This is a genomic window from Streptomyces sp. NPDC001933, from assembly GCF_042890955.1.
Classification (GTDB): domain Bacteria; phylum Actinomycetota; class Actinomycetes; order Streptomycetales; family Streptomycetaceae; genus Streptomyces.
Window position 1 is genome coordinate 613229 of record NZ_JBIASS010000003.1, and the last position, 23525, is coordinate 636753.

At 70.8% G+C, this 23525-nt stretch carries 22 protein-coding genes; 10 read left to right on the plus strand and 12 right to left on the minus strand.

The window, feature by feature from the left end; translation table 11 throughout:
* Window positions 1–42 precede the first annotated feature (42 nt).
* Window positions 43–1020: a hydrogen peroxide-inducible genes activator gene (locus ACFYY7_RS10555; protein WP_388659528.1), complete on the minus strand. Its 978-nt coding sequence runs from the start codon at window positions 1018–1020 to the stop codon at window positions 43–45.
* Window positions 1021–1151: 131 nt separating this feature from the next.
* On the opposite strand from ACFYY7_RS10555, the gene ACFYY7_RS10560 reads away from it, so the two are divergent.
* Together ACFYY7_RS10560 and ACFYY7_RS10565 are read left to right on the plus strand one after the other, a co-directional pair.
* On the plus strand, window positions 1152–1706 hold the full coding sequence (locus ACFYY7_RS10560) for a peroxiredoxin (protein ID WP_031083404.1): 555 nt from the start codon (window positions 1152–1154) through the stop codon (window positions 1704–1706).
* A 12-nt stretch (window positions 1707–1718) separates the two neighbouring features.
* Window positions 1719–2252, plus strand: coding sequence for an alkyl hydroperoxide reductase (locus ACFYY7_RS10565; protein ID WP_072483998.1), 534 nt, complete (start codon window positions 1719–1721; stop codon window positions 2250–2252).
* Window positions 2253–2351: 99 nt separating this feature from the next.
* Here the strand turns inward: ACFYY7_RS10565 and ACFYY7_RS10570 are convergent, their stop codons facing one another.
* The 4 genes from ACFYY7_RS10570 to ACFYY7_RS10585 all read right to left on the minus strand — a co-directional run bounded on the left by ACFYY7_RS10570 (window position 2352) and on the right by ACFYY7_RS10585 (window position 7533).
* On the minus strand, window positions 2352–3788 hold the full coding sequence (locus ACFYY7_RS10570; protein WP_388659531.1) for an AI-2E family transporter: 1437 nt from the start codon (window positions 3786–3788) through the stop codon (window positions 2352–2354).
* Window positions 3789–3931: 143 nt separating this feature from the next.
* Window positions 3932–4636, minus strand: coding sequence for a transglycosylase SLT domain-containing protein (locus ACFYY7_RS10575; RefSeq protein ID WP_376424645.1), 705 nt, complete (start codon window positions 4634–4636; stop codon window positions 3932–3934).
* A gap of 390 nt (window positions 4637–5026) precedes the next feature.
* Entirely contained in the window at window positions 5027–6349 is a 1323-nt protein-coding gene (locus ACFYY7_RS10580) for a PhoH family protein (RefSeq protein ID WP_360919198.1), read from the minus strand.
* 422 nt (window positions 6350–6771) lie between these two features.
* A complete protein-coding gene (locus tag ACFYY7_RS10585) occupies window positions 6772–7533 on the minus strand; it encodes an isoprenyl transferase (protein WP_266729996.1) in 762 nt (253 codons plus the stop codon).
* Between the two features lie 201 nt (window positions 7534–7734).
* Between ACFYY7_RS10585 and mgrA the strand changes: the two genes are divergently transcribed.
* On the plus strand, window positions 7735–8775 hold the full coding sequence (gene mgrA, locus ACFYY7_RS10590; protein ID WP_388659535.1) for an L-glyceraldehyde 3-phosphate reductase: 1041 nt from the start codon (window positions 7735–7737) through the stop codon (window positions 8773–8775).
* Window positions 8776–8989: 214 nt separating this feature from the next.
* On the opposite strand, the gene ACFYY7_RS10595 is transcribed toward mgrA, so the two are convergent.
* On the minus strand, window positions 8990–9514 hold the full coding sequence (locus ACFYY7_RS10595) for a hypothetical protein (protein ID WP_388659538.1): 525 nt from the start codon (window positions 9512–9514) through the stop codon (window positions 8990–8992).
* 51 nt (window positions 9515–9565) lie between these two features.
* On the opposite strand from ACFYY7_RS10595, the gene ACFYY7_RS10600 reads away from it, so the two are divergent.
* Window positions 9566–10717, plus strand: a complete 1152-nt coding sequence (locus ACFYY7_RS10600) for a winged helix DNA-binding domain-containing protein (RefSeq protein ID WP_388659540.1) — start codon at window positions 9566–9568, stop codon at window positions 10715–10717.
* Between the two features lie 113 nt (window positions 10718–10830).
* On the opposite strand, the gene ACFYY7_RS10605 is transcribed toward ACFYY7_RS10600, so the two are convergent.
* From ACFYY7_RS10605 to ACFYY7_RS10615, 3 genes are all read right to left on the minus strand, one after another.
* Window positions 10831–11289 carry a hypothetical protein gene (locus tag ACFYY7_RS10605; RefSeq protein WP_388659543.1) on the minus strand — a complete coding sequence of 153 codons (459 nt, stop codon included), beginning with the start codon at window positions 11287–11289 and terminating at the stop codon, window positions 10831–10833.
* Window positions 11290–11330: 41 nt separating this feature from the next.
* A complete protein-coding gene (locus ACFYY7_RS10610; RefSeq protein WP_388659545.1) occupies window positions 11331–12167 on the minus strand; it encodes a class I SAM-dependent methyltransferase in 837 nt (278 codons plus the stop codon).
* An 80-nt stretch (window positions 12168–12247) separates the two neighbouring features.
* Window positions 12248–13054: a prepilin peptidase gene (locus tag ACFYY7_RS10615; protein WP_388659548.1), complete on the minus strand. Its 807-nt coding sequence runs from the start codon at window positions 13052–13054 to the stop codon at window positions 12248–12250.
* Between the two features lie 96 nt (window positions 13055–13150).
* Between ACFYY7_RS10615 and ACFYY7_RS10620 the strand changes: the two genes are divergently transcribed.
* A complete protein-coding gene (locus ACFYY7_RS10620) occupies window positions 13151–13540 on the plus strand; it encodes a DUF192 domain-containing protein (RefSeq protein WP_376309553.1) in 390 nt (129 codons plus the stop codon).
* Between the two features lie 72 nt (window positions 13541–13612).
* Here the strand turns inward: ACFYY7_RS10620 and ACFYY7_RS10625 are convergent, their stop codons facing one another.
* Entirely contained in the window at window positions 13613–14197 is a 585-nt protein-coding gene (locus ACFYY7_RS10625; RefSeq protein ID WP_388659550.1) for a helix-turn-helix domain-containing protein, read from the minus strand.
* A gap of 228 nt (window positions 14198–14425) precedes the next feature.
* Between ACFYY7_RS10625 and ACFYY7_RS10630 the strand changes: the two genes are divergently transcribed.
* The 5 genes from ACFYY7_RS10630 to ACFYY7_RS10650 all read left to right on the plus strand — a co-directional run bounded on the left by ACFYY7_RS10630 (window position 14426) and on the right by ACFYY7_RS10650 (window position 20335).
* Window positions 14426–15574: a Zn-dependent alcohol dehydrogenase gene (locus ACFYY7_RS10630; RefSeq protein WP_388659552.1), complete on the plus strand. Its 1149-nt coding sequence runs from the start codon at window positions 14426–14428 to the stop codon at window positions 15572–15574.
* Window positions 15571–17001: an APC family permease gene (locus ACFYY7_RS10635; protein ID WP_388659555.1), complete on the plus strand. Its 1431-nt coding sequence runs from the start codon at window positions 15571–15573 to the stop codon at window positions 16999–17001. The genes ACFYY7_RS10630 and ACFYY7_RS10635 overlap by 4 nt, the downstream gene beginning before the upstream one ends.
* Before the next feature lie 189 nt (window positions 17002–17190).
* Window positions 17191–19221, plus strand: coding sequence for a hypothetical protein (locus ACFYY7_RS10640; protein WP_388659558.1), 2031 nt, complete (start codon window positions 17191–17193; stop codon window positions 19219–19221).
* A 59-nt stretch (window positions 19222–19280) separates the two neighbouring features.
* The gene (locus ACFYY7_RS10645) at window positions 19281–19865 is read left to right on the plus strand and encodes a hypothetical protein (RefSeq protein ID WP_388659561.1); all 585 of its coding nucleotides are present in this window, start codon (window positions 19281–19283) and stop codon (window positions 19863–19865) included.
* A 20-nt stretch (window positions 19866–19885) separates the two neighbouring features.
* On the plus strand, window positions 19886–20335 hold the full coding sequence (locus ACFYY7_RS10650; RefSeq protein WP_382934340.1) for a DUF3592 domain-containing protein: 450 nt from the start codon (window positions 19886–19888) through the stop codon (window positions 20333–20335).
* 40 nt (window positions 20336–20375) lie between these two features.
* Here ACFYY7_RS10650 and ACFYY7_RS10655 read toward each other — a convergent pair whose 3' ends face one another.
* Together ACFYY7_RS10655 and ACFYY7_RS10660 are read right to left on the minus strand one after the other, a co-directional pair.
* Window positions 20376–21104, minus strand: a complete 729-nt coding sequence (locus ACFYY7_RS10655; RefSeq protein ID WP_388659564.1) for a hypothetical protein — start codon at window positions 21102–21104, stop codon at window positions 20376–20378.
* A gap of 50 nt (window positions 21105–21154) precedes the next feature.
* The gene (locus ACFYY7_RS10660) at window positions 21155–23497 is read right to left on the minus strand and encodes a Tox-REase-5 domain-containing protein (RefSeq protein ID WP_388659567.1); all 2343 of its coding nucleotides are present in this window, start codon (window positions 23495–23497) and stop codon (window positions 21155–21157) included.
* Between the last annotated feature and the right edge of the window lie 28 nt (window positions 23498–23525).

The window sequence follows — 23525 nt, forward strand, 5'->3', positions numbered from 1 at the left end:
GTCGTTTCAGTCGTTTCAGTCGTTTCAGTCGTTTCAGTCGTTTCAGTCGCTTCGGTCGTTCCGCGGGCCGCCCGCCACCCGTACCGGCAGCACCCGCATCGCCTCCCGCAGCGCCGCCGCGAACTCCTCGAACTCCTCGTGCCGCGCCGCCCCGGTCCGCATCCCCAGCGCCACCCGCCTCGACGGTGCCGGATCCGCGAAGTACCCGGTGATCAGCGCCTCGTTGCGGCCGGTCTCGACCGTCACCGCGGTCCGCGGCAGCAGCGTCACCCCGAGCCCGCCGGCCACCAGCTGGACCAGCGTGGAGAGCCCGGCCGCGGTCGTGGTGACCGGCGCCCCCTCCGTGCGGCCCGCCTCCCGGCAGATGTCCAGGGCCTGGTCGCGCAGGCAGTGCCCCTCGTCGAGCAGCAGCAGCGGCAGCTCGCGCAGCGCCTCGCGCGGAATGTCGGCGCGCCCGCCCAGCCAGTGGTCCTGCTCCATCACCAGGACGAAGTCCTCGTCGAAGAGCGGGAGTTCGGTGACGCCCGGCACCCCTAGCGGAACGGCGAGCAGCAGCAGATCGAGCCTTCCCGCGGCCAGCCCCTCCAGCAGCGAGGAGGTCTGCTCCTCGTGCACCTGGAGGTCGAGCTCCGGGTAGTGCTCATGGACCAGCCGCAGCACCGTCGGCAGCAGGTACGGGGCGACGGTCGGGATCACTCCGAGCCTGAGCACGCCGGTGAACGGCGCCCGGACCGCCTCGGCCTCCTCCATCAGCTCGCCGACGGCCTCCAGCACCGCGCGGGCCCGCACCGCGAGCCGCTCCCCGGCCGGCGAGAGCAGGACCTTGCGCGTCGTACGCTCGATGAGCTGGACACCCAGTGCCTCCTCCAGCGCCGACACGGCCCCGGACAGCGCGGGCTGACTCATCCCGATTGCTGCCGCCGCGTCCCTGAAGTGCAGATATTCCGCGACGGCCACGAAGGCGCGCAGCTGCGACAGGCTGGGTTGTTTGGGCCTACTGCCCTGATTTCCCTGAGCCACTGATAGGCACCTCCGATCATCACGGCCGAGTGTAGCTATTTCCGCGATCAATGCACTCTGTGCCAAGGTGGACCACGTCCAACCCTCAGGAAGTCCCCCAAAAGGGAATTCCAACGCTACAAGGAGAGCGCGTGCTCACTGTCGGTGACAAGTTCCCCGAGTTCGACCTGACTGCTTGTGTCTCGCTGGAGAGCGGCAAGGAGTTCGAGCAGATCAACCACAAGACCTACGAGGGCAAGTGGAAGATCGTCTTCGCGTGGCCGAAGGACTTCACCTTCGTGTGCCCCACCGAGATCGCCGCGTTCGGCAAGCTGAACGACGAGTTCGCCGACCGTGACGCCCAGATCCTCGGCTTCTCCGGTGACTCCGAGTTCGTGCACCACGCCTGGCGCAAGGACCACCCGGACCTGACCGACCTGCCGTTCCCGATGATGGCCGACTCGAAGCACGAGCTCATGCGTGACCTCGGCATCGAGGGCGAGGACGGCTTCGCCCAGCGCGCCGTCTTCATCGTCGACCAGAACAACGAGATCCAGTTCACGATGGTGACCGCCGGTTCCGTGGGCCGTAACCCCAAGGAGGTCCTGCGGGTCCTGGACGCCCTGCAGACCGACGAGCTGTGCCCGTGCAACTGGACCAAGGGCGAGAACACCCTCGACCCGGTCGCCCTCCTCTCGGGCGAGTGAGCTGACAGCGACATGGCACTCGACGAACTGAAGGCCGCCGTTCCGGACTTCGCCAAGGACCTGAAGCTGAACCTCGGCTCGGTCATCGGCAACAGCGAACTCCCGCAGCAGCAGCTGTGGGGCACCGTCCTCGCCTGCGCGATCGCCTCGCGCTCGCCGAAGGTGCTGCGCGAGCTGGAGCCGGAGGCGAAGGCCAACCTCTCCGCGGAGGCGTACACCGCCGCGAAGTCGGCCGCCGCCATCATGGCGATGAACAACGTCTTCTACCGGACCCGGCACCTGCTGTCGGACCCCGAGTACGGGACGCTCCGTGCGGGTCTGCGGATGAACGTCATCGGCAAGCCCGGCGTGGAGAAGATCGACTTCGAGCTGTGGTCGCTCGCCGTCTCCGCGATCAACGGCTGCGGCCAGTGCCTGGACTCCCACGAGCAGGTGCTGCGCAAGGCCGGCGTGGACCGTGAGACCATTCAGGAAGCCGTCAAGATCGCCTCGGTGATCCAGGCGGTCGGCGTGACCCTCGATGCCGAGGCCGTGCTCGCCGAGTAGGACCAGCAGTACCCCCTGTACGAGAAGGGCCCCGTGGACGACCGACCGTCCCGGGGCCCTTCTCTCTTGTACTCGTGCGTCCCGCGTCCGCGGCTGGCCCTACTTGCCGGGCTTGTTCTTCGTACCGTCGCCGTCCTCGTCGTCGGCGTGGCCGGTACCCTCGGGCCGCGAGCCCGGCGCGGGGGTCGGAGCGACGTCGACCGCGGTCGCCCCGCGCGGGGACGGCGCGTATCTCAGCGCCTGTTCCTGCCCGTACGTCCGCAGATAGCCGACCACCGTGTTGGTGACCGCGACCAGCGGCACCGCGACGACCGCACCGCCGATGCCCGCGATCATGCCGCCCGCGGCGACCGAGAGGACGACGGCGAGCGGATGCACCCGCACCGCGCGTCCCAGGATGAACGGCTGGAGCACATGGCCCTCGATCTGCTGCACGGCGAGGACCACCGCCAGCACCATCAGGGCGGTGAACACGCCCTGAGTGACCAGCGCGACGACCACCGCCAGCGCCCCGGAGACCACGGCACCGACCAGCGGGATGAAGGCGAAGAGGAAGATGAAGACGGCCAGCGGCACCGCCATCGGCACATCGAGGAAGAAGATCCCGAGCCCGATGAAGATCGCGTCGATCAGCGCCACTATGACGGTGCCCCGCACATAGGCGGTCAGCGTCCGCCAGGCGCGCGGACCGGCGCCCGCGACCCCCGGCCGGGCCTGGGCCGGCACCAGCTTCAGCACCCAGTGCCAGATGCGCCTTCCGTCGTACAGCAGGAAGAGCGTCGAGAACATCGCCAGCAGTATCCCGGTGAGGACCTCCACCATCACGGTGACGCCCTCCAGTCCGGCGGAGGTGATCTGCTCGGTGTTGGTGCCGATGGTGTCGCTGAGGTTCTTCGCGATGTCGTTGATCTGCTGCTCGGTGACGTGGAAGGGGCTGTCGAGCAGCCAGCGCTTCAACTCCTCGATACCGTCCCGCACCTTGTCGGAGAGGGTGTCGATGTTGTCCATGACCTGCCAGACCACGAACCAGCCGACCAGGCCCATGACGACGAAGCCCAGGATCGCCGTGACGGCGGTGGCCAGACCGCGCGGCAGCCCGTGGCGGCGCAGCCGGGCGACGGTCGGCTGGAGCATCGCAGTGACGAGCAGTGCGGCGACGAACGCCAGAACCACCAGCTGCACGGCGCTGATGACCTTCATCAGCACCCAGAGGGTGCCCGCCAGGACGAGCAGCCGCCAGCCCGCCTCGGCCGCGACGCGCATCCCCCAGGGGATCGCCGCGACCGGATCGGGCCGGGCGGCGACGGAAGGGGCGTACGAGGGCGGTGGCGGGACGCGGTCGTCCGTGTCCCGTGCCGCTTCGGCCGGAACGTCCGCGGCGGGCACGGCGGAGGCGGTCACGTCCCCGGCGGGCCCCGGCTGCTCGGCCCGCCCGGACCCCTGGCCCACGGCCTCGTCCCGGCGCTGCTCCAGCCGGTCGCCCAGCTCGGTCAGTTCGGCGCCCAGTCGGCCGAGCCAGCCCGGAAGTTTCGACATGATCGTTCCTCTTCCCCCGTTTACTCTCCCCACCGCTCCCCCACTGGACGGTTCGGACCGACCGTACACGCGCGAAGCCCCCCACCGTAGGACGGTGAGGGGCTTCGCACGAGAGGTACGCGAACCTCGGAAGGTTCAGGGTCCTAGTACCAGTGGTTGGCCTGCCAGAACGACCAGGCACCGCACGGGCTGCCGTAGCGGCTGTCCATGTAGTTGAGGCCCCACTTGATCTGGGTGGCCGGGTTGGTCTGCCAGTCGGCACCGGCGGACGCCATCTTGGAGCCGGGCAGCGCCTGGACGAGGCCGTAGGCACCGGAAGACGGGTTGCTCGCCCGGTAGTTCCAGGTCGACTCGTGGTTCACGATGTTGCTGAAGCACTGGAACTGGTCGCCAGGAACCATCTGACGGGCCATCGCCTGGACCTCGGCGACGGTGTACGAGCTCTGCGTGGCGAAGGCGGAGGCGCTGCGGACCGAGGAGCGGCTGGCGCGCTCGGCGCGGTCCTTCTTCTCCTGGCGCTCCTTCTCCAGCCTGTCCTCGGCCGCCGCCTTCTTCGACTTGGCGTCCTTGGCGGCCTGGATGCGGGCCGCTTCCTCCACGGACTTCTTCGCGGCCGCATCGGCCGCGGAGGCCTGGGCATCGGCCTGCTGCGTCAGCGAGGCGGTCTGCACCTGGGCCTGCTGGCCCGCGGGGATGTCTGCGAGCAGCGTGGTGTCGGCTGCGGTCGCCTCGAAGTTGTTGTCGTCGACAGCAGGGGTGCTGCCCGATGCAACGCCTACGACGGCGCCAACGGTGGTCACGGCAGTGGCAGATGCCACGGCGAACCCCCGGACCGAGATCCGGCTCACACGGTGTCCTTCCAGCATCGCCCGCTTAGGTGACCTCGCGGACGCAATCGTGCCCCTGGCGCTGGCCTCCCTACTGCTTGGGTCACGGGAGGCACGGGCCCGGTGGGCGACTCCCCGGAGGAAGCGCCGCGTGGTGCTCGCGGGCGGCATACGGACGGCGTTTGTTGAGTTGTGTGGTGCGTGGCACCTCTGGAGGTGCGGGTGTGCCGTATGCGGGGCCTGACGGAAGCAAGACTCTGCCGGAACGGCGCACCGGGAAGCAATTCTCCGTTGCGTGTGAAAGCTCACACCTCGTTTGGAGCAAGTGATTTACGGAAATGGTGCCGCAGCACGGTGCCGCCCGGCTAAGCTGCTTCGCCCGCCGGGCGGCACCAACTGTCGCATCCCGTATCAGATCTGGCCTTCCTCCAGCATTTCGGTCACCAGCGCGGCGATCTGCGAGCGCTCGGAGCGGCTGAGGGTGACGTGCGCGAAGAGCGGATGGCCCTTCAGCTTCTCGACCACGGCGACGACTCCGTCGTACCGGCCGACCCTGAGGTTGTCCCGCTGGGCCACGTCATGAGTGAGCACCACCCGGGAATTCGCCCCGATCCGGGACAGCACGGTCAGCAGTACGTTCCGTTCGAGCGACTGCGCCTCGTCGACGATCACGAAGGCGTCGTGGAGCGAACGGCCCCGGATGTGGGTGAGCGGCAGGATCTCCAGCATCCCGCGCCCCAGCACCTCTTCTATGACCTCGCGCCCGGCCACCGCCGAGAGCGTGTCGAAGACGGCCTGCGCCCAGGGGCTCATCTTCTCGGCCTCGGTGCCGGGGAGATAGCCCAGTTCCTGCCCGCCGACCGCGTACAGCGGGCGGAAGACCATCACCTTCTGGTGCTGCCTGCGCTCCAGGACGGCTTCGAGACCGGCGCAGAGCGCCAGCGCCGACTTTCCGGTGCCGGCCCGGCCGCCCAGCGACACGATGCCGACGTCCTGGTCGAGGAGCAGATCGAGGGCGATGCGCTGTTCGGCGCTGCGGCCGTGGATGCCGAAGGCCTCCCGGTCGCCGCGGACCAGGCGCACATTGCCCTCGGCGGTGACCCGGCCGAGCGCCTTGCCGCGCTCGGACTGGAGGACCAGTCCGGTGTGCACGGGAAGTTCGGCGACCTCGGGGACGTACAGCGTCTCCTCCCCGTAGAGCAGGTCGACCTGCTCGCCGGAGAGCGGGACCTCCGACATGCCGGTCCAGCCGGAGTCGGTGATGGCGAGTTCGGCGCGGTACTCCTCGGCGAGGAGGCCGACCGAGGACGCCTTGATGCGCAGGGGCAGGTCCTTGGAGACGACGGTGACGTCGTACCCCTCGGCCTGGAGGTTGCGCGCGACCGCGAGGATCCGTGAGTCGTTGTCCCCCAACCGGTAGCCGGCTGGCAGTACGCCGGGGTCGGAATGGTTGAGTTCGACGCGCAGCGTCCCGCCCAGATCCCCGAGCGGGATCGGGGCGTCCAGCCGTCCGTAGCGGACCCGGAAGTCGTCCAGCAGGCGCAGGGCCTGCCGGGCGAAGTAGCCGAGTTCCGGATGGTGCCGTTTGGCCTCCAGTTCCGTGACCACGACGATCGGGAGCACCACTTCGTGCTCGTCGAACCGGGCCATGGCGTTGGGATCGGCCAGCAGGACGCTGGTGTCGAGAACATAGGTGCGCCTGTCGGGCATGCGGCGCTTTGTGCTGGTCACCACGGAAGGACGTACCCCCTCGGACGAGGTTGGGGTGCGACGGCGTCGCGGAGCATCCCAATGGGAGAGGACGGACCGGGTTCGGGCCCCGAAGCACGGGCCGGAAACCGGCCATCCGCGTCGGCCGCGTTGGTCGTACGGTCCTTCGTGTGCAAAGGGCCTCCCGGGCGAGCGGACTACATGCCGCTCACTTGGACACGACGTCCGCCTGGTTTCTGACCGGACGTCGACCTGTCAGGGGTATTCCCTCGAACACGCGAAGCCATGCCGCCCGGGGCAGGCGGGTGAGCTGGGATTTGTGCCCCGGGGCACGTGGGTCCGGGCGCACCGCCCGCGCGGCTGCGTCCTCGGACGCCGGACGGGCCGGGAGCGGTCGCCGGGACGGGCCGGGAATGATCGCCGGACCCGTCGGGAACCTTCGGGAGTCAGCCGCCGAAGCGGCGGCCGCGGGCCGCGTAGTCGCGCAGTGCGCGGAGGAAGTCGACCTTGCGGAAGGCCGGCCAGAAGACCTCGCAGAAGTAGTACTCGGAGTGCGCGGTCTGCCAGAGCATGAAGCCGGACAGCCGCTGCTCGCCGCTGGTGCGGATCACGAGGTCCGGGTCGGGCTGGCCCCGGGTGTAGAGGTGCTCGGAGATCATGTCGGTGGAGACGATCTCCGCGAGGTCCTCGAACGAGGTCCCCTTGGCGGAGTGGTCCAGCAGCAGCGAGCGGACCGCGTCGGCGATCTCCTGGCGCCCGCCGTAGCCGACGGCGACATTGACCAGTATTCCGTCGACACCGACCGTGGCCTGCTCGGCCTCCTTGAGCACCGTCTGGGTGTGGGCGGGCAGCAGGTCGAGCGTGCCGACGTGGTGGACCCGCCAGCGGCCGTCGGCCGCGAGGTCACGCACGGTGTTCTCGATGATTCCGAGGAGCGGCTTCAGCTCGGAATCGGGCCGGTCGAAGTTGTCCGTGGAGAGCAGCCAGAGCGTGACGACTTCCACATCCGTCTCGCTGCACCAGCCGAGAAGTTCCTTGATCTTGTCAGCGCCGGCCTGGTGCCCCTGCGCGGCCGTGCCGCCGGACGCCTTCGCCCAGCGCCGGTTGCCGTCGAGGATGACACCGATGTGCTTGGGCACCTGGGTGTGGTCGAGGCGGGCCTCCACCCGGCGCGCGTAGAGCCCGTACACCAGGTCGCGCAAGTTCACTGAGTCCACCTCTCGGTTCCGTGCGGGCCCGCCCGCCCCCTCTGCCCGGGGTCCGGGGTCGTCCCCCTGGGGATCGCCGCACAGGTCCACAGAGTCCGTCGCCCCGCCGTGCCGTGGCAGTCCCCGAAGCCGCCACATTACTGCGCAGGCGGCGTACCGGCCCAACCCGGCCTGTCACAAGTCCGTGATAAGGAGAGAAACGTGACTGATTCTCCTCTCCACTACCAAGCCGCCGCTTCGCGATACGACTCCATGGAGTACCGCCGCACCGGCCGCAGCGGTCTCAAGCTTCCCGCCGTCTCCCTCGGCCTCTGGCACAACTTCGGCGACGACCGCACGCTGGACTCCCAGCGGGCGATCCTGCGCCGCGCCTTCGATCTCGGTGTGACCCACTTCGACCTGGCCAACAACTACGGACCGCCGCCCGGCTCCGCCGAGCTCAACTTCGGCAAGCTGTTCCAGCAGGACTTCGCCCCGTACCGGGACGAGCTGATCATCTCCACCAAGGCCGGTTACGAGATGCACCCCGGCCCCTACGGCGAATGGGGCTCCCGCAAGTACCTGCTGTCGTCGCTCGACGCCTCGCTGAAGCGGATGGGGCTGGACTACGTCGACATCTTCTACTCCCACCGCTTCGACCCGGAGACCCCGCTGGAGGAGACGATGGGGGCCCTGGCCTCCGCCGTCCAGCAGGGCAAGGCGCTGTACGTGGGGGTGTCCTCCTACAACGCGGAGCAGACCACCGAGGCCGCCGGGCTGCTCAAGGAGATGGGCGTACCGGCGCTTATCCACCAGCCGTCCTACTCGATGATCAACCGCTGGATCGAGGACGACGACCTGCTCGACACCCTGGAGACGGCCGGCATGGGCTGCATCTCCTTCGTGCCGCTCGCGCAGGGTCTGCTCACCGGGAAGTACCTGGCGGGCATCCCGGCGGGCTCCCGCGCCACCCAGGGCAAGTCCCTGGACCCCGGTCTGCTCTCGGACGAGGTGGTGCGCCGGCTGAACGGGCTGAACGACATCGCCCGGCGGCGCGGTCAGTCGCTCGCCCAGCTGGCGCTGTGCTGGGTGCTGCGCGACAGCCGGATGACGTCCGCGCTGATCGGCGCGTCGAGCGTGAAGCAGCTGGAGGAGAACGTCGCGGCGCTCGCCGGGCAGCCGCTGACCGCCGAGGAGTTGAAGGAGATCGACGCCTTCGCCGTGGACACCGAGGGCACCAACATCTGGGCCGGACGGGGCTGACGAGGCTCACGGGGCGGGCGGTACCGCGGGGCGGTACGAGCCCGGCGCCGCGTGGCCCGACAAAAAAACGGGCCGGTCCGTGGGGGGGGATACGGACCGGCCCGAGGGGGGGTTTCCACCATAACCCTTCGTAAGTGATGGTGGGCGCCACGCCACTCCACAATCACTCTCCGGATTCACCGGACTCCGTTGCGCGCATCACCGGGTTGACGTCTCAGTGCCCGCCGACCGGCTTCACACAGCCGGTTCCTTCGAGGTATCTGCCGTGCGCCTCGGCCGTGACCAGGCCATTGACCATGCCGTCCAGCGCGCCCTCGACGCAGATGGTGCCGAGGTCGAGCAGGAAGGTGGTGCGGTGCGGGCCGAAGGTGCCGGTGGTGATGGCTCCGGAGCTGTAGCCCAGACCGGTGAGGGCCGCCCTGATCCGGGGCTCGGTGGTCTTGCGGCCCTCCGCGATCCCGGCCAGGCCGGCCTTGACCTTCTCCACCTCGGCATCGCCCCGGGTCCGGTCGGCCTGGGACAGCTCGGCGGTGGACTGGAAGGCGTGGTTCTCCCGGTATTTCGAGGCGTCGCTGCCGTCGACGGGACCGTCGCTGCCGTCGAGCGGGGCCGCGCGGGGCGGGGTCCCCTCGGCCGCACCGGCCCCGGCCCGCTCGGTGCCGCAGCCGGCGAGGGCGGGGAGGAGGGCGAGCGCCGCCGCTGCGGCGAGTATCCGGGCCGTACGTCTCGCAGAGGTCATGGGCCGAGTATGGGACAGGACCTGACCTGATGGGCCGATAGTTTCACCGTCATGACGAGCCGAACCGCAAACGTGACCTGGGCCGCCGCGAATGCCCGCCGGATGGCACGCCAGGGGCTCGCGTCCCCCGGCCGCCTAGCCCCCGCCGAAGTGGTCGCCACGCTGCCTGCCGCGCATGCCCAGGTGCTCTCGGCCGCCGAGCTCTCCGTCGGGATGCGGACCACGGACGTGACCCGTACCGATGTGCGCGCCGCGCTGTGGAAGGACCGCACGCTGGTCAAGACGTTCGGGCCGCGGGGCACCGTCCATCTGCTGCCGATGGACGAACTCCCGCTGTGGACCGGAGCGTTGTCCGCGCTGCCGACCGGGCGCAATCCGTTCGCCAAGGATGCCCGGATGACCCCGGAGCAGGTCGGGACGGTGCTCGCCGCGATCGAGGGCGCGCTGACCGGGGCCGAGCTGACCGTCGACGAGCTGTCCGACGCGGTGGTGGAGCGGGCCGGGGCGTGGGCGGGGGATCCCGTGATGCCCGCGTTCCAGGGCATGTGGCCGCGCTGGCGGCAGGTGATGCATCTGGCGGGCCACCGCGGGGTGCTGTGCTTCGCGCCGGATCGCGGCCGCAAGGTCACCTACACCCGCCCCGGCGTCGTACCGCTCGACGGGCCCGGGGCGCTCGCCGGTCTCGTACGCCGCTATCTGCACGCGTACGGGCCCGCGACGCCCGCGCACTTCGCGAAGTGGCTCTCGGCGCCTTCCGGTTGGGCCGGGGAGCTGTTCGCGGGGACGGCCGCGCGCGGGGAGATCGAGCAGGTGACGTACGAGGGCGGCCCGGCCTGGGTGGTGGCGGGCGACACCGGCTTCTCGGCGGAGCCGGTCCGCGGGGTGCGGCTGCTCCCCTACTTCGACGCCTTCCTCATCGCGTCCCAGCCGCGCGAGCAGCTCTTCCCGGGCGCGGCGTACACGCGTGCGCTGGCGGGCGGCCAGGCGGGGAACTTCCCGGTGCTGCTGGTCGACGGCACGGCCGCCGGGGTGTGGCACCAGCGGCGTTCGGGCCGCCGGATCGCGGTGACCGTGGAACCGCTGGCGCCCCTGACGGCCGGGCAGCTGCGGGAGCTGGAGGCGGAGGTGGCGCGGGTGGGCGCGGTACTGGAGGGGAACGCGGAGCTGACGGTGGGCAAGGTGACGGTGGGGGCGCACGCGTAGGACGGGCGTGCGGGGGCGCTCAGGGGCGGCGGGAGCGCAACGCGTAGGGCGGGTGCACGGGGGACGCTCAGGGGCGGCGGGAGCGCAACGCGTGCGGCGGATGCGGGGCGTGCTCAGGTGGCGGCCGGTGCGCCCCGGTGGCCACGGGTGAAGCGGATCGCCACGGTGTCGCCGCCGATGACCACGAAGCTTCCGCCCTCGCAGCGGATGACGACCTCGCGCACCTGCCCGTTCTCGTCCCCGCGTTCCTCGGTGCGGGTGACCGTCCAGCCGCCGTCGGGCGGCTCCGGCAGGTTCGACATGGTGGCGAACTCCCACTGCCCCGACGGCACGCACCAGTCGGGCAGCCGCGGCCAGGCGCCGGGACCGACGCGCAGCGTCCAGTCGGACGCACAGGTCAGTAGCACCGACTGGCCGTCGGCCAGCAGGAATTCGACGGCCTCCGGCTCCCCCAGCCGTCCTTCCGGCCGGTAGAACACCCCGGCCACCGCGATGATCCGCTCGCCCCTGAGCCAGTCGGCCCGCCCCTGCCGCGGGACCCGCGGCGCTTCTCCTTCGTTCCCCACCCTCATGTGCCAGATCCTTCCCCGGGAGTTCACCGCCCAGGGTCGCATCATCCGGCCGCGCGTGGCGGGTACTGCCCGGGTCGGGGCCGGTCCGGTTTGCGGGCCTCGATCAGGAATCGGGTGGTATGGGCCACGAACGGCCCCTCGTTCTCGATCAGTCGGTGCAGTTCGGCCAGGCGCGGCCGGTACTCCTCGACGGTGAAGCCCGGCACCATCCAGATCACCTTGCGCAGGAAGTAGACGACGGCGCCGACGTCGAGGAATTCGGTGCGCAGTCGCTCCGCCCGCAGATCGACGACCTCCAGCCCGGCCGCCTCGGCGGCCGCGCGCGCCTGCTCCGGATCGCGGGCGCCGCGCACCTCGGGCGGCTGCGGGCCGAGGAAGTACTCGACGAGCTCGAAGACGCTGGCCGGGCCGACCTGTTGGGAGAAGTACGTGCCGCCGGGGGCGAGCACCCGCGCAATCTCCGCCCACCAGGTGGTCACCGGGTGCCGGCTGACCACCAGGTCGAAGGCGTTGTCGCCGAACGGGAGCGGCGGCTCGTCCGCGTCGGCGACCACGGCCGCGCCGAGCGGGTGCAGGAGCGCGGTGGCGCGGGCGATGTTCGGCGGCCAGGACTCGGTGGCGACGGTGAGCGGCGGCAGCTTCGGTACGGAGGCGAGGACCTCGCCGCCGCCGGTCTGGATGTCGAGCGCGGCCCCGGCCCGCCCCATCCGGTCCGCCATGGCACGGGCGTAGCCCCAGGAGGGGCGCTCCTCGGTGGCCCGGCCGTCGAGCCAGGAGAAGTCCCAGCCGTCCACGGAGACGGTGGCCGCCTCCGAGACGAGGGCTTCGAATCGTGCGCGCTCTGCTTCGGACGGCGTCTCTTCGGGTGCTCCGGACATACGGGAATGGTGTCAGCGGGGTGCCGGGCGGCGCGACCGGATTGTGGCGGGGCCGGACGACGGGGCAGGGGGCGGCGGGGTCAGGCGGCCAGGGCGCCGAGCAGTATGCCCAGCAGCGCGCCCGTGATCATGAAGGGGCCGAACGGGATGCCGGTCTTGCGCCCGGCCTTCTTCATGACCATCAGCCCGAACCCGTAGACCGCTCCGAGCAGGAACCCGGCGAAGCCTCCGGCGAACACCACGGCCCAGCCGTACCAGCCGAGGGCCATGCCCAGCGAGAGGGCGAGCTTGACGTCCCCGAAGCCCATTCCGTTCGGGTTGATGAGGAAGAGCAGGAAGTAGAAGCCGCCGAGCGCGGCGCCGCCGAGCAGGGCGGACAGCCAGGATCCGGCGTGCTCGGGGAGAAGTGCGGCGGCGCCGAGGAGCACGGCGACGGCCCCGGCGGCGGGCAGTGTCAGCCGGTCGGGCAGCCGGTGGACACGGCGGTCGATGGTCGCCAGGAGTACGGCGACGGGTGCCATCAGCAGCCAGACGGCCAGTTCGGGGCGGAGCCCGGTGGCCGCCGCGAGGACGGCGCAGGAGAGCGCGGTGACGACGGGGACGAGGACGCCGGGGGCGTAACGCGTGGCGGGCGGCGGGCGGTCCGGCCCATCGGCCCGCTCTCCCGGCTCGGCGCCCGCGGCGGCGGGTACCGGCACCGCCGCGCACCGGGCGCACCGGGTGGAGCCGAGCCAGCCGCGGGCGGCCCCCGTCAGGGCGTGACCTTCGGGGCAGGTGTCGCGCCAGGGGTCCTCCGGTTCGACGGAGAACCGGTAGGCGGCGCGCGGGACCAGCAGTCCGGCCGCTGCGCCCCAGAGTGCGGCGAGCACTGTCAGCATGGCGTCCACGGAGCGACCCTAAGCGGGCGCCGGGCACCGGTCATGGGTCCTGGGGCCCACTGCGTACCGTTCCGGACCCAGCGGCGGTCACCTGGCGCTACCTTCATGGCCATGGCTCAATGGCGCAATGGCAACGGCACGTTGACGGTCACCGACGCACAGGGGGGACAGGGCGAGGAGATCCCGCTGCGGATCGCGGCCTCGTACCGGGCCCGGAGCCGCGGGCTGCTCGGGCAGGACGGGATCGACGGCGCTCTCCTGATCACCCCGTGCGGGAGTGTGCACAGCTTCCGGATGCGGTTCACCATCGATGTGGCGTACCTGGACCGGAAGTTCAAGGTCGTGGCGGTCCACACGATGAAGCCGGGCCGGCTGGGCCTGCCCCGGCTGCGGGCCCGGCATGTGGTCGAGGCGGAGGCGGGGGCGATGGAGAAGTGGGGGATCCGGCCGGGGGTCCGGGTGGCGATCGTCCAGAGCGGGACCGACCGGAAGTGAACTGCGGCCGGAAGCAGGAAGCAGGAACTAGGAACTAGGAACTAGGAACTAGGAAGCAGGCGGCCGGGCGCGTTACGGCCGGAGCTTCGTGCGGGACAGCGGCAGGGCCGGGGCGATCGACCAGAGGACCTCGGCCTCCTCCTCGCCGGGGTTGTCCCAGGCGTGCGCGGCCCGCGCCGAGAACGTCGTCGAGTCACCGGCCTCCAGGAACCTGGGCTCACCGTCCACGCTCAGCCGCAGCGTGCCGCGGACCATGTACGCGAAGACCGTCTCGGCCTCCAGGCTGTACGCACCGCCGGAGCCGCCGCCGGGCCGCAGGATCGTCCGCATGACCTGGACGTGCCGTTCCTCGGCGGGCGTCAGGAGGAACTCCTCGATGTCGTGGCCGCCCATCTCCAGCTTGGCGCCCTCGCCGCCCTTGACGACGTCCTGGTCCGGATAGTCGAAGAGGGTGGCGATGCCGGTGCCCAGGGCCTCGCAGATACGGATCAGGGTCGGGACGGAGACCGAGGTCTTGCCTCGCTCGGCGAGGCTCACGAACCCCTTGGTCACACCGGCCGCCTCCGCGACCTGGGCGAGTGTCAGGCCCTGCGCCAGGCGGAGCTCACGCAGCCTCGGGCCGATCGTGGACATGTGACTGTCAGGGGCTTCGGACATGGCGGACACGCTACCTGCCGGGGACGTCACGTTCGGTGGCCGGGGGAACGCGCAGGTCACAAGGGTTACCAGAAGGGTCTTTACCCATCGAGTTTAGTGCTGTAAAACTTGACGAAAGTTTAATGGCGCTAAACAAGGCGTCCCGGTGGGCCGCTGTGCCGCCCGCCTCCGAGCGCCGGCCGTGCCGCGCTCCCCCCGCCCCTTCCGCACCACCCGAGGAGTAAGCCGATGAGCTCCCCGTCCTTCCAAGAGAGCACCGCGCGCACCGTGCGCGGCGTCGTCCTGCGCTCCCCGGGCCGGCAGGTGGCCGTCGCCGACATCACCCTGGATCCGCCCGGCCCCGGTGAGGTCGAGGTCGCCGTGACCGCGGCCGGCGTCTGCCACTCCGACCTCCATGTCCTGCGCGGCGAGTGGGACCACCCGACCCCGGTCGTGATGGGGCACGAGGGCTCCGGCGTGGTCACCGCGCTCGGCGCGGGCGTCACCGGGCTGGAGGTCGGCGACCACGTCGTGCTCTCCTGGGTCCCCTCCTGCGGCACCTGCCGCTTCTGCCTCGCCGGACGGCCCGCCGCGTGCAGCCTGGTCGCCGAGGTCGTGGCGCCCGGCGGGGTGTTGTACGACGGCACCAGCCGGCTCTCGGTCGACGGCGAGCCGGCCCACCACTACCTGGGTGTCTCCTCGTTCGCCGAGCGCGTCGTGGTCCCCGCCTCCGGCGCGATCAAGGTCCGCGAGGACGCGCCCCTCGATGTCATCGCCCTGGTCGGCTGCGCCATCGCCACCGGTGTCGGCGCGGTCCGCAACACGGCGGGCGTCGAGGCCGGGGCCACCGTCGCCGTCATCGGCTGCGGCGGCGTGGGCCTGTCCTGCGTACAGGGCGCCAGGCTGGCGGAGGCCGGCCGCATCGTCGCCGTCGACGTCGTCCCGGAGAAGCTGGAGCTGGCCCGCAGGCTCGGCGCCACGGACACGGTCGACGCCCGCCAGCGCGACGTCGTCGAGGCACTGCGCGCCCTGGTCCCGGAGGGCCTGGACTACGTGTTCGACGCCATCGGCAAGATCGAGACCACCGAGCAGTCCATCGCGGCGCTCGGCCAGGGCGGCGCCGCCGTCATCGTCGGCCTCCCGCCGACCGGCCGCACCGCGCGCTTCGACCCGCTGGCGCTCGCCGAGGCCGACCAGCGCATCCTCGGCTCCAACTACGGCTCCGTCGACGCCGCCCGGGACATCCCGGCGCTGGTGGACCTCGTGGTGTCGGGCGACCTCGACGTGGAATCGATGATCTCGGCACGGCGTCCGCTGGACGAGGCGGGCGACGCGCTGGCCGACCTCGCCGCCGGCCACGCCCTGCGCCAGCTGCTGATGATGGAGGACCGGACATGAGCACCGCCGGAAAGCAGTCCACCGCCGCGAAGCCGGCCGACGGTCTGGCCCACCGCTCCGTCTCCACCTTCGAGGTCGGCGCGCAGAGCGTCGCCAACGTCGCGCCCAGCGCCGTCATCGCCTTCGCCCCCGCCAGCATGGCGGCGTCCGCGGGCAACGGCGCCTGGTTCTCCTTCTTCCTGGCCATGGCGGCCGTGCTCGCCATCGCGTACTGCATCTGCGTCTTCGCCCGCAGGCGCGCCGGGGTCGGTTCGCTGTACGCCTTCTCCCGGCTCTCGCTCGGGGCGCCCGGCTCCTTCGTGACCGGGTGGGCGCTGCTCATCGGGGCGGTGTGCATCGGCTCGGGTTCGCTGGCCGGGGCCGGTTACTACACGGCGCGCGCCCTCGACCAGATCGGCATCGGGCTCTTCACCGGGATCACCGGTCAGATCCTGCTGGACGTGCTGCTGGCCGCCGTGGCGATGCGGCTGACGATCGCCAGTGTGCGGACGGCGGCCCGGGTCGCCTCGGTGCTGGAGGTCGTGTCGATCGTCCTGATCGTGGTCGTCCTGCTCCCCGCCTTCTTCAAGAGCGGGAACATCATCGACACCGAGCAGTTGAGCCTCAGCGGCTCCACCCTCGACGGCATCGTCTTCGCCGTGGTGCTGGGTGTGCTCGGCTTCGTCGGCTTCGAGGGGGCCGCTTCGCTGGGCGCCGAGGCCACCGACCCGTACAAGGCGATCCCCCGCTCGGTGATGGGCAGTGCGGTGCTGGCCGGTGTGCTGTACATGTTCGCCACGTACGCGCAGGTCGCCGGGTTCGGCGGGGCGGACGCGCTGGGCAGGAGCTCCGACCCGATGGACGAGCTGGCGGAGATGTCCGGTCTCGGCTTCCTGAAGTTCTTCCTCCATGCGGGCTTCGCGGCGTCGTTCGTGGCCGTGGTGATGGCCTGCATCACCGTCGCCGCCCGGCTGCTGTTCGGCATGGCGAAGGAAGGTGTGATGCCGGCCCGGCTCGGTGTCGCCCACCCCCGCCACCGCACCCCGTCCGCCGCGATCTGGACCATCACCCCGTTCGTCGTCGTCCCCGCGGTGCTCGTGGTCGGCGCCGGTACCGCGCCGCTGAACGCGACGTCGTACATCGACACCATCGGCGTCTTCGGCTACATGCTCAGTTACACCCTGGTGTGTCTGGCCGCGCCGCTGTTCGTGCGCCGGATCGGGACCCGCGGCCTGATCGTCACCTGGGGCCTGGGGCTGATCGGCGCCGCCGCGATGATCTACGTCTTCTACCGCAACCTGTGGCCGGTTCCGGCCTGGCCGCTGAACGTGCTGCCGTACGTGTTCGTCGGCGCGCTGGTCGTGGGCATCGTCGGCTTCGCCGTGCTGCGGGTCCGCAGCCCCGAGGTCGCCGAGCGCGCGGGAACGTTCGCGGACGACCTGGACTGACCCGGCCGCAGCTCTCCCCTCTCGCCCCTCTCTCCCCTCTCTCCCCTCCCCCGATGCCCCGTCCCTCCGCTCCTCGCGGCGGGGCGGGGCATCGGCCGTTGGGCCCGACTTTGGGGCCAAGGGCCCAGGTCACCCGGCTCGTACACCCGTACGCTCACGTCGACCCGAATGCGAACTGCGGGCACAGGCATGGCAAGTGGGCGTCGGAGAGGAAGAACCGTGACTGGTGGCGGGGGCTGGGGAAGCGGAGGCGCGGGCCACATACCGCCGGGGAGCGGGGGTGGCGGATCCGGTGCGAGCGGAGGCGTGTTCTTCGCGCTGACCCGTAGCTGGGCCGCCGGCGCGCTGGTCTACATCGCCGCCGGGTATCTGGTCTCGCGCGGGCTCGTCGAACTGCTGGCAAGCGACGAGCGGCTGGCCGGATTCGGCTGGCGTCTGGCCCTGATCCACGTACCCGCCGTCATCACGACCGTCCTCACGGTCCTGGCCTCCGCGCGCGTCCTGCCCGACGAGTACCGCGAGTCCCGTCTGCTGACGTTCCTCGCCTCCCTCACCGTCCCGCTGGCCGCGCTCGTCTACGGGCTGGCCGTGTCCTGGCATCTCGTGGACGTCGAGGGCACGTTGATGCCGCTCGTCTCGCTGGCGACCGGCGCGGCGGCGGGGCTGGCCGTCGACCGGCTCCTGGACGACCGCGCGGACCGGCCGGAGCCCGCCCCGTACCAGCCGTACTCCTGGCGGGACGGCGGTGCCACCGCCATGGAGTACCTCGGGGTGGTCGTCCTCGTCGTGACGCTGATCGGCGCTATGGCCATGGCCGGCGTCGGCGGGCAGATCGGTGAGCGCATCCGCTGCGCGATCAGCTCCATGGGCGGCGGCGGTGGCGGCTGTTCCACCGGCGGCGGGGACACCACCGCCAAGCCGAAGACGGACGCCGACTACGAGCCCAAGATGTGCCAGGTCTCCAGCATCTCCGACACCGTCGGCGACAAGGTCAAGATCGGCTGGTTCGAGTGGGGCAACGAGTACGGCTTCCAGCAGAAGGTCAGCCAGGCCAAGACCGATGTGAACGAGGACGGCAAGGTCGACGAGAACGACAAGCTCGTCTACATGACGTTCACGGACGCCGCCTCGGCCGGAGCCACCGCCAGCACCCCCGGCGTCAAGCTCGGCAAGCTGGGCAAGGCCGATGTCGACGTCGGCGGCGGCATCAAGATCACCAACGGTGACACCTGGGTCTTCAAGAGCGAGGAGGAGGCCCAGAAGATGAGGGACGACATCGAAGAGATGAAGATGTGGGAGACCTCCACCAAGTACAGCGGCGGCTACGGCGGCGGCTGGTACTCCGGGATGAAGTGGGCCGACAAGAAGAAGGACGTCGAGAGCAAGATCGGCGACAAGAAGATCTCGTACTCGACCATCGGCCTCAACGCGTACGCGGACGGCGGCCTCTCCATCAGCGCGGGCGACGAGTCCAAGCTCGGCGCGAAGCTCGGCGGCAAGGCGAAGTTCTCCCCCGAGGTGACCATCACCAAGGACGACGTCAACGGCAACGAGTCGTACACGTACACCGCCAAGCTCGAACTGGAGGGCAAGGTCAGCGGTTCGGCCGGCCCGCTGGGCGGCGCGGCCTCCGCGAAGGACAGCCGGACCGGGGCGGTCACCGTCACCCGTGACCAGAAGACCGGCAAGATCGTCCGGATCGACATGACCCAGACCATCGAGAACGGCTCGACGTCCAACAAGGGCGACATCAGCGGCGACAACGGCGAGAAGGGCAAGGACAAGCGCGGCGGCAAGGTCAGCGGCTCGGACTCTTCCGGCGACACCGGCATCGAGGTCCAGACGAACTCGATCGTCTTCGGCAAGGACACCGACAAGGCCACCGAGGACAAGCGCGCCATCGCCGAGCAGTGGCTGGACGGCTCCGGCAACAACACCGCCCCGTTCGAGTACATGTTCGGCGATCATTCGCTGGAGCAGAAGCCCACCGGAACCGACCCCTTCGACCAGCTGATGTACGAGGACGGCCTGTCCAGCAAGATGAAGTACAACGGTCAGACGGACGCCCAGGAGTTCGGCTTCGAGGTCTCGCTCGGCATGAGTCTGGGATTCTCCATCTCCGACGAGCACAAGAAGGAGACACTGACGGACGCGGAGTTCCTCGGCGCTCCGCAGGGCGACAAGCGCTCGTACCTTCCGTACAGCTACTGCGCGAAGTAGCGGTACGGGAAGCACCGGTACGGCAAGCACCAACCGGCACGACGAAGAGGCGATAGGCGATGACGACGACCAAGAAGACGTACCGGACCATCGGCGCGACCGCGGCCGCCGCCATCGGCCTCGCCCTGCTCACCGGCTGCGGCGGGGAGAGTGCCGCGCTCCCGCAGGGCTGGGACAAGCTCGACACCAAGAGCCTCTCTGTCGGCTACCCCGGGGACAAGGGCTACAAGGAGCAGCCCGCGGCCGACCGGGCGAAGACCAACGCGGCCGTCGCGCTCAAGGAGGAGGGCGGGCTGCGCACCGGCATGGTCTCGGTGCAGCTCGACTTCGCCACGGGCGTGGACAGCGCCGCCGAGGCGGCGTCCGCGGCGGGCGCCGGCATCGGTCTCGGGGCGACCCGCAAGGGGACCGAGGAGGTGCGGCTCGCGGGTGCGGAGAGCGCCCGTGAGGCGCACCGGATCGACTACGAGTTCACGTCGAGCGGCGAGGACCGGACGCCGGCGCAGGGCACCCGGATGACGGGGGTCGTGGTGGCGGGCGTCGATTCGAAGGACGTGCCGTTCGCGGTCCGGATCAACGCGGTCAAGGGTTCGCTGAGCTCGAAGGACCTCGACGCCTTCGTCGACTCGATCACGGTCAAGTAGCGGACCGGGAGCGCCCGTTCATGCAGATCCTGCCCGGTGGCACGGCCACGTTCCTGCTGCTGTTCGGCCTGCTCCTGGGCGCGTTCGCACTCCGTTCCGCGCTGCGGCTGAACCGGGTGCTGCGGCTGGTGCGGCACGGCGAGCGCGCCGAGGGCCGGTGCTCGGACCGCCGGACGGTCGACCGGGGGCCTGGCTCGGAGCGTGCTTACGCCACCGAGTACGTCTTCGCGTTCCGCACCCGCGAGGGCCGCGACATCGAGTTCACCGACCATGCCCCGGGCCCGTTCGGCTTCGAGGTCGGGGCGCCGGTCCGGGTCAGCTACGACCCGGCCGACCCGGCGGGGAGCGCCACGGTGGCCGGGCCGGGGGCGTGGGGTCCGGTGCTGATGCCCGCGCTGTTCACGCTCGTGCCCGGGGCGTTCGCGGTGGGGCTGCTGCTGGGGTTCGCGGCGATGCGGGGCTGGCTCTGAGGGCTGCCCGCGTGCGGCGGCGAGCAGCGGGGTGGCAGGGTCAGAATCTGTCGCGGTCGAAGGGCTCCGGGAGCGGCGTCAGCGCCCCGGCCGCCCGCAGTCGTGTGTTCGCCTCGATGACCGTCTCGATGGACGGGGACTCCGTACCGCCACGGGTGAGGTCGATGACCAGTCCGCCGTGCGCGGTGCGGACGTACGTTCCGGGCAGGTCGTCGGGGGCGAGGGCGGCGCGGCCGGCGGAGAGGAAGACCGCACGGCCGCAGCGCGGGTCGCTGTTGGCCAGGCCGAACCGCTCGGCCACCGCCCGGTACTGGGGCTTTCCGTACACCTGCCCGGCGTCGATCTCCCAGTGCTCCGCCAGGACGCGCAGGATCTCCGGGGCGCGCCGGATCACTTCGGCGGATTCGTCGACCTCGCGCGACCGGAAGGTGAGGGAGACGGAATGCGGCGCGTGGAGCGACGTGCCGCCCGCGTGGACCGCCGACGACACGTGCGCCGCTCCGGGATTCCGCGCCCACAACGACGACGTGTAGCCCACCACGTCGAGGTCGGGGCCCGTGTTCGTCCGTTCGATGTACTCCGCCAACGCGGGAACCGAGGGCTCCAGCAAGGGGTCGGAGGCGAGACCGTCCCCGGACTCGTGCCATACGTCGAAAGTCGGGCCGTCGATGTCCCTGAGCGCGGTGAGCGTGCCGGACCAGCGCTCGGCGATGTCCGGCACGGTTTCCCCGCGCGGGCCCCAGAGACCATTGACGACGACGTACAGCACGACACGCTCTCCTTGGGTTCCGGTCCTGCGTTCCGCTGCCCGCCCGGCGTTCAGCCCTCCAGGTCGTCAGGGGTGTTGATGACCTTAACGTTGATGCCCCGCTCCTCGAACATCTCGCGCGCCGCTTCGGCGACGTTCGGGTCGGAGAGGTGCCACTCGACCGGTTTGCCGCGCGCCGCGTCGACCTGCCGGGACGCCTGGGTGGCCCACCGGTCGGCGAGATCCGGGGCGAGCGTTCCGGTCTCGGCGTTGTAGAACTTCGGGTTCGTGTACCCGTACTTCGCCTCCAGGTAGGTACCCCGCGAGGCGTCCCAGCCGTCGAAGTCGACCGGCTTGCCCGTGAGCTTGTCCAGCGGCACCTGGTACTCCTTGCCGCGGCCCACCTTGGAGATCTGTTCCTGGTAGCGGGCGCCCATCTCCGTCGGATAGCTGAAGACCCCCGGCTTGACCTCCGCCCAGTTCCCGTCGCCGCCGTCCTTGGCCCCGGCCGGCGGGTCCTTCAGGTCCTTGTACCAGGCCGGCTTGGGCTTGTTCTGGGCCGCTTGCAGCCCCTGCCTCCGCTTGGCCGCGGCGGCGGCCTTCTTCGCCTCGTCGGCCAGTCGCTGGGCCTCGTCGGCGGCGGCCTTGTCCTCCGGGTCGACGTCGTCGCAGTCCTTCGCGAGGAACCCGACGGGTACGGAGACGGGCGGCGCGGCGATGGTGCCGGTGCCCGAGCCGGACAGTCCGACGCCCGCACCGCTGCCGTACGGGACCCGGACACGACCGCCCATCCCGATGGTGCAGCCCTTGAGACCAGCCTTCTCGGCGGCGTCGTCGGCGTGCCGCTGCGCTTCCTGCGCGGCCCTCTCCGCGCCGTCGACGTCGCCCGCCTTGGCGGCCTTCTTCGCCTTGTTCGCGGCATCGGAGGCCTTCTCGGCGACCTCGCCCAGCTTGCCGAGCTTCCCGAGCTTGCCCAGCTTGCCGAACTTGCCGATGAGCTTGGCCTCGCCGTAGCCCGGGATGAACAGCGAGCCGATGTTCCAGAGGCCGGTGCCGATCGCCTGGCCCTCGTCGCCGTTCTTCCACATGTCACGGACTTCGTCGCCGATGAACATGTCGTCGAGGACCTTGAGGCCGGTGCCGCCGGACGCCTTGGTCCAGTCCCAGATCGCGCCGAGGTAGTCGCCGTCGTCCCACTTGCCCCCGGCGTCCTTGGAGTCCTGGCTCCACTTGTCGCCGAGGCCCTTGCCGTAGTCCATCAGGCCGTTCCACGCATCGACCGGGTGGAGGATCGTGCCGATCGTGCCGGTGATGTCGCCCCACAGGCCGTCGCCGATCAGACCCTCGAAGAAGCCGCCGGTCTGGTGCGCGGCGCAGGAGAAGAACGCGCCGACGCCCGAGGTGCAGCTCTCGTCGGACTTCCCGTCGTCGCCGTCGCCGGAGTCGTCCTGGTCGTCGTCGCCGCCGTTCGGCTCCCCGGTGGTGTCCACGTCGTCGCCGCCGTCGTCGACCTGGACGGCGGGGTCGCCCCCGTTGGAGCCCGCGGAGCTTCCGGATGCGCCGGAGCCACCCGAGTCGGATCCCGAGCCACCCGATGCGCCCGAGCTGTCCGTTCCACCGGCCGTGTCGGTTCCACCGGCCGTATTGGTTCCACCGGCCGTATTGGTTCCACCGGCCGTATTGGTTCCACCGGCCGTGTCGGAGCCCCCGGCCACGTCCGATCCGCCCGAGTCCGTGCCGCCGGAGTCCGTGCCGCCGGAAGCGGCCGTACCGCCGGAGTCCTTGCCGGGCCCCGCCTCCACATTGCTGCCGGGCGCGGGGCAGGCGCTCCCGGTGAGCCGGCAGATCGCGTCCTGCATCCCACCGGTCAGCTGGGCGGCGATGCCCGTGACGACGAGCCCGCCGATGAGGGCCACGACCACCAGGATCATGCCCAGGTATTCCATCGCGGTCTGACCGGCGTCGTCCCGGCGCCACTTGATCATGCGCGCGATGCTGAACCGCCGGTGCGGCAAGCGCTGTTCGAGGGGCAGGTCGAACCATTCGCGCGAACTCGGCCGGAACAGCAGGACGATGACGGCGACCGGCATCACCAGCTGGGTGACAGCGCGCCCACCGCCGTCCCCACCGAGGTTCGCCAGCGCGCCGAAGGTGAGCCAGACGTGTACGGCCAGCAGTCCGCGCCAGATCCAGACGCCGCCGGTGCGCGCGTACAGCGAGAGCACGAAGGCGATCACGCTCGGCAGCGCCGCGTACAGCAGCAGCCCCAAGAGCTGGCCGTCGACCTCGTCGACCGCCGACGCCACCGTCAGCACACCGATGCCGCCCAGAGCCGCGGCGGCGAAGAGGAACCGTACGAGGATCAGCACCGCCTGCAACGGGCGCGGCAGGGACTGCCTGCCCTGCCTGCCCACGGCGACGCCCCCGCCCCCGCCCCCGCCA

Coding starts and splice junctions, on each gene's coding strand:
- ACFYY7_RS10565 (WP_072483998.1), top strand. CDS start 1,719: ATGGCACTCGACGAACTGAAGGCCGCCGTTCCGGACTTCGCCAAGGAC.
- ACFYY7_RS10570 (WP_388659531.1), bottom strand. CDS start 3,788: ATGTCGAAACTTCCGGGCTGGCTCGGCCGACTGGGCGCCGAACTGACC.
- ACFYY7_RS10595 (WP_388659538.1), bottom strand. CDS start 9,514: ATGACCTCTGCGAGACGTACGGCCCGGATACTCGCCGCAGCGGCGGCG.
- ACFYY7_RS10600 (WP_388659540.1), top strand. CDS start 9,566: ATGACGAGCCGAACCGCAAACGTGACCTGGGCCGCCGCGAATGCCCGC.
- ACFYY7_RS10605 (WP_388659543.1), bottom strand. CDS start 11,289: ATGAGGGTGGGGAACGAAGGAGAAGCGCCGCGGGTCCCGCGGCAGGGG.
- ACFYY7_RS10610 (WP_388659545.1), bottom strand. CDS start 12,167: ATGTCCGGAGCACCCGAAGAGACGCCGTCCGAAGCAGAGCGCGCACGA.
- ACFYY7_RS10620 (WP_376309553.1), top strand. CDS start 13,151: ATGGCCATGGCTCAATGGCGCAATGGCAACGGCACGTTGACGGTCACC.
- ACFYY7_RS10625 (WP_388659550.1), bottom strand. CDS start 14,197: ATGTCCGAAGCCCCTGACAGTCACATGTCCACGATCGGCCCGAGGCTG.
- ACFYY7_RS10630 (WP_388659552.1), top strand. CDS start 14,426: ATGAGCTCCCCGTCCTTCCAAGAGAGCACCGCGCGCACCGTGCGCGGC.
- ACFYY7_RS10635 (WP_388659555.1), top strand. CDS start 15,571: ATGAGCACCGCCGGAAAGCAGTCCACCGCCGCGAAGCCGGCCGACGGT.
- ACFYY7_RS10640 (WP_388659558.1), top strand. CDS start 17,191: ATGGCAAGTGGGCGTCGGAGAGGAAGAACCGTGACTGGTGGCGGGGGC.
- ACFYY7_RS10645 (WP_388659561.1), top strand. CDS start 19,281: ATGACGACGACCAAGAAGACGTACCGGACCATCGGCGCGACCGCGGCC.
- ACFYY7_RS10650 (WP_382934340.1), top strand. CDS start 19,886: ATGCAGATCCTGCCCGGTGGCACGGCCACGTTCCTGCTGCTGTTCGGC.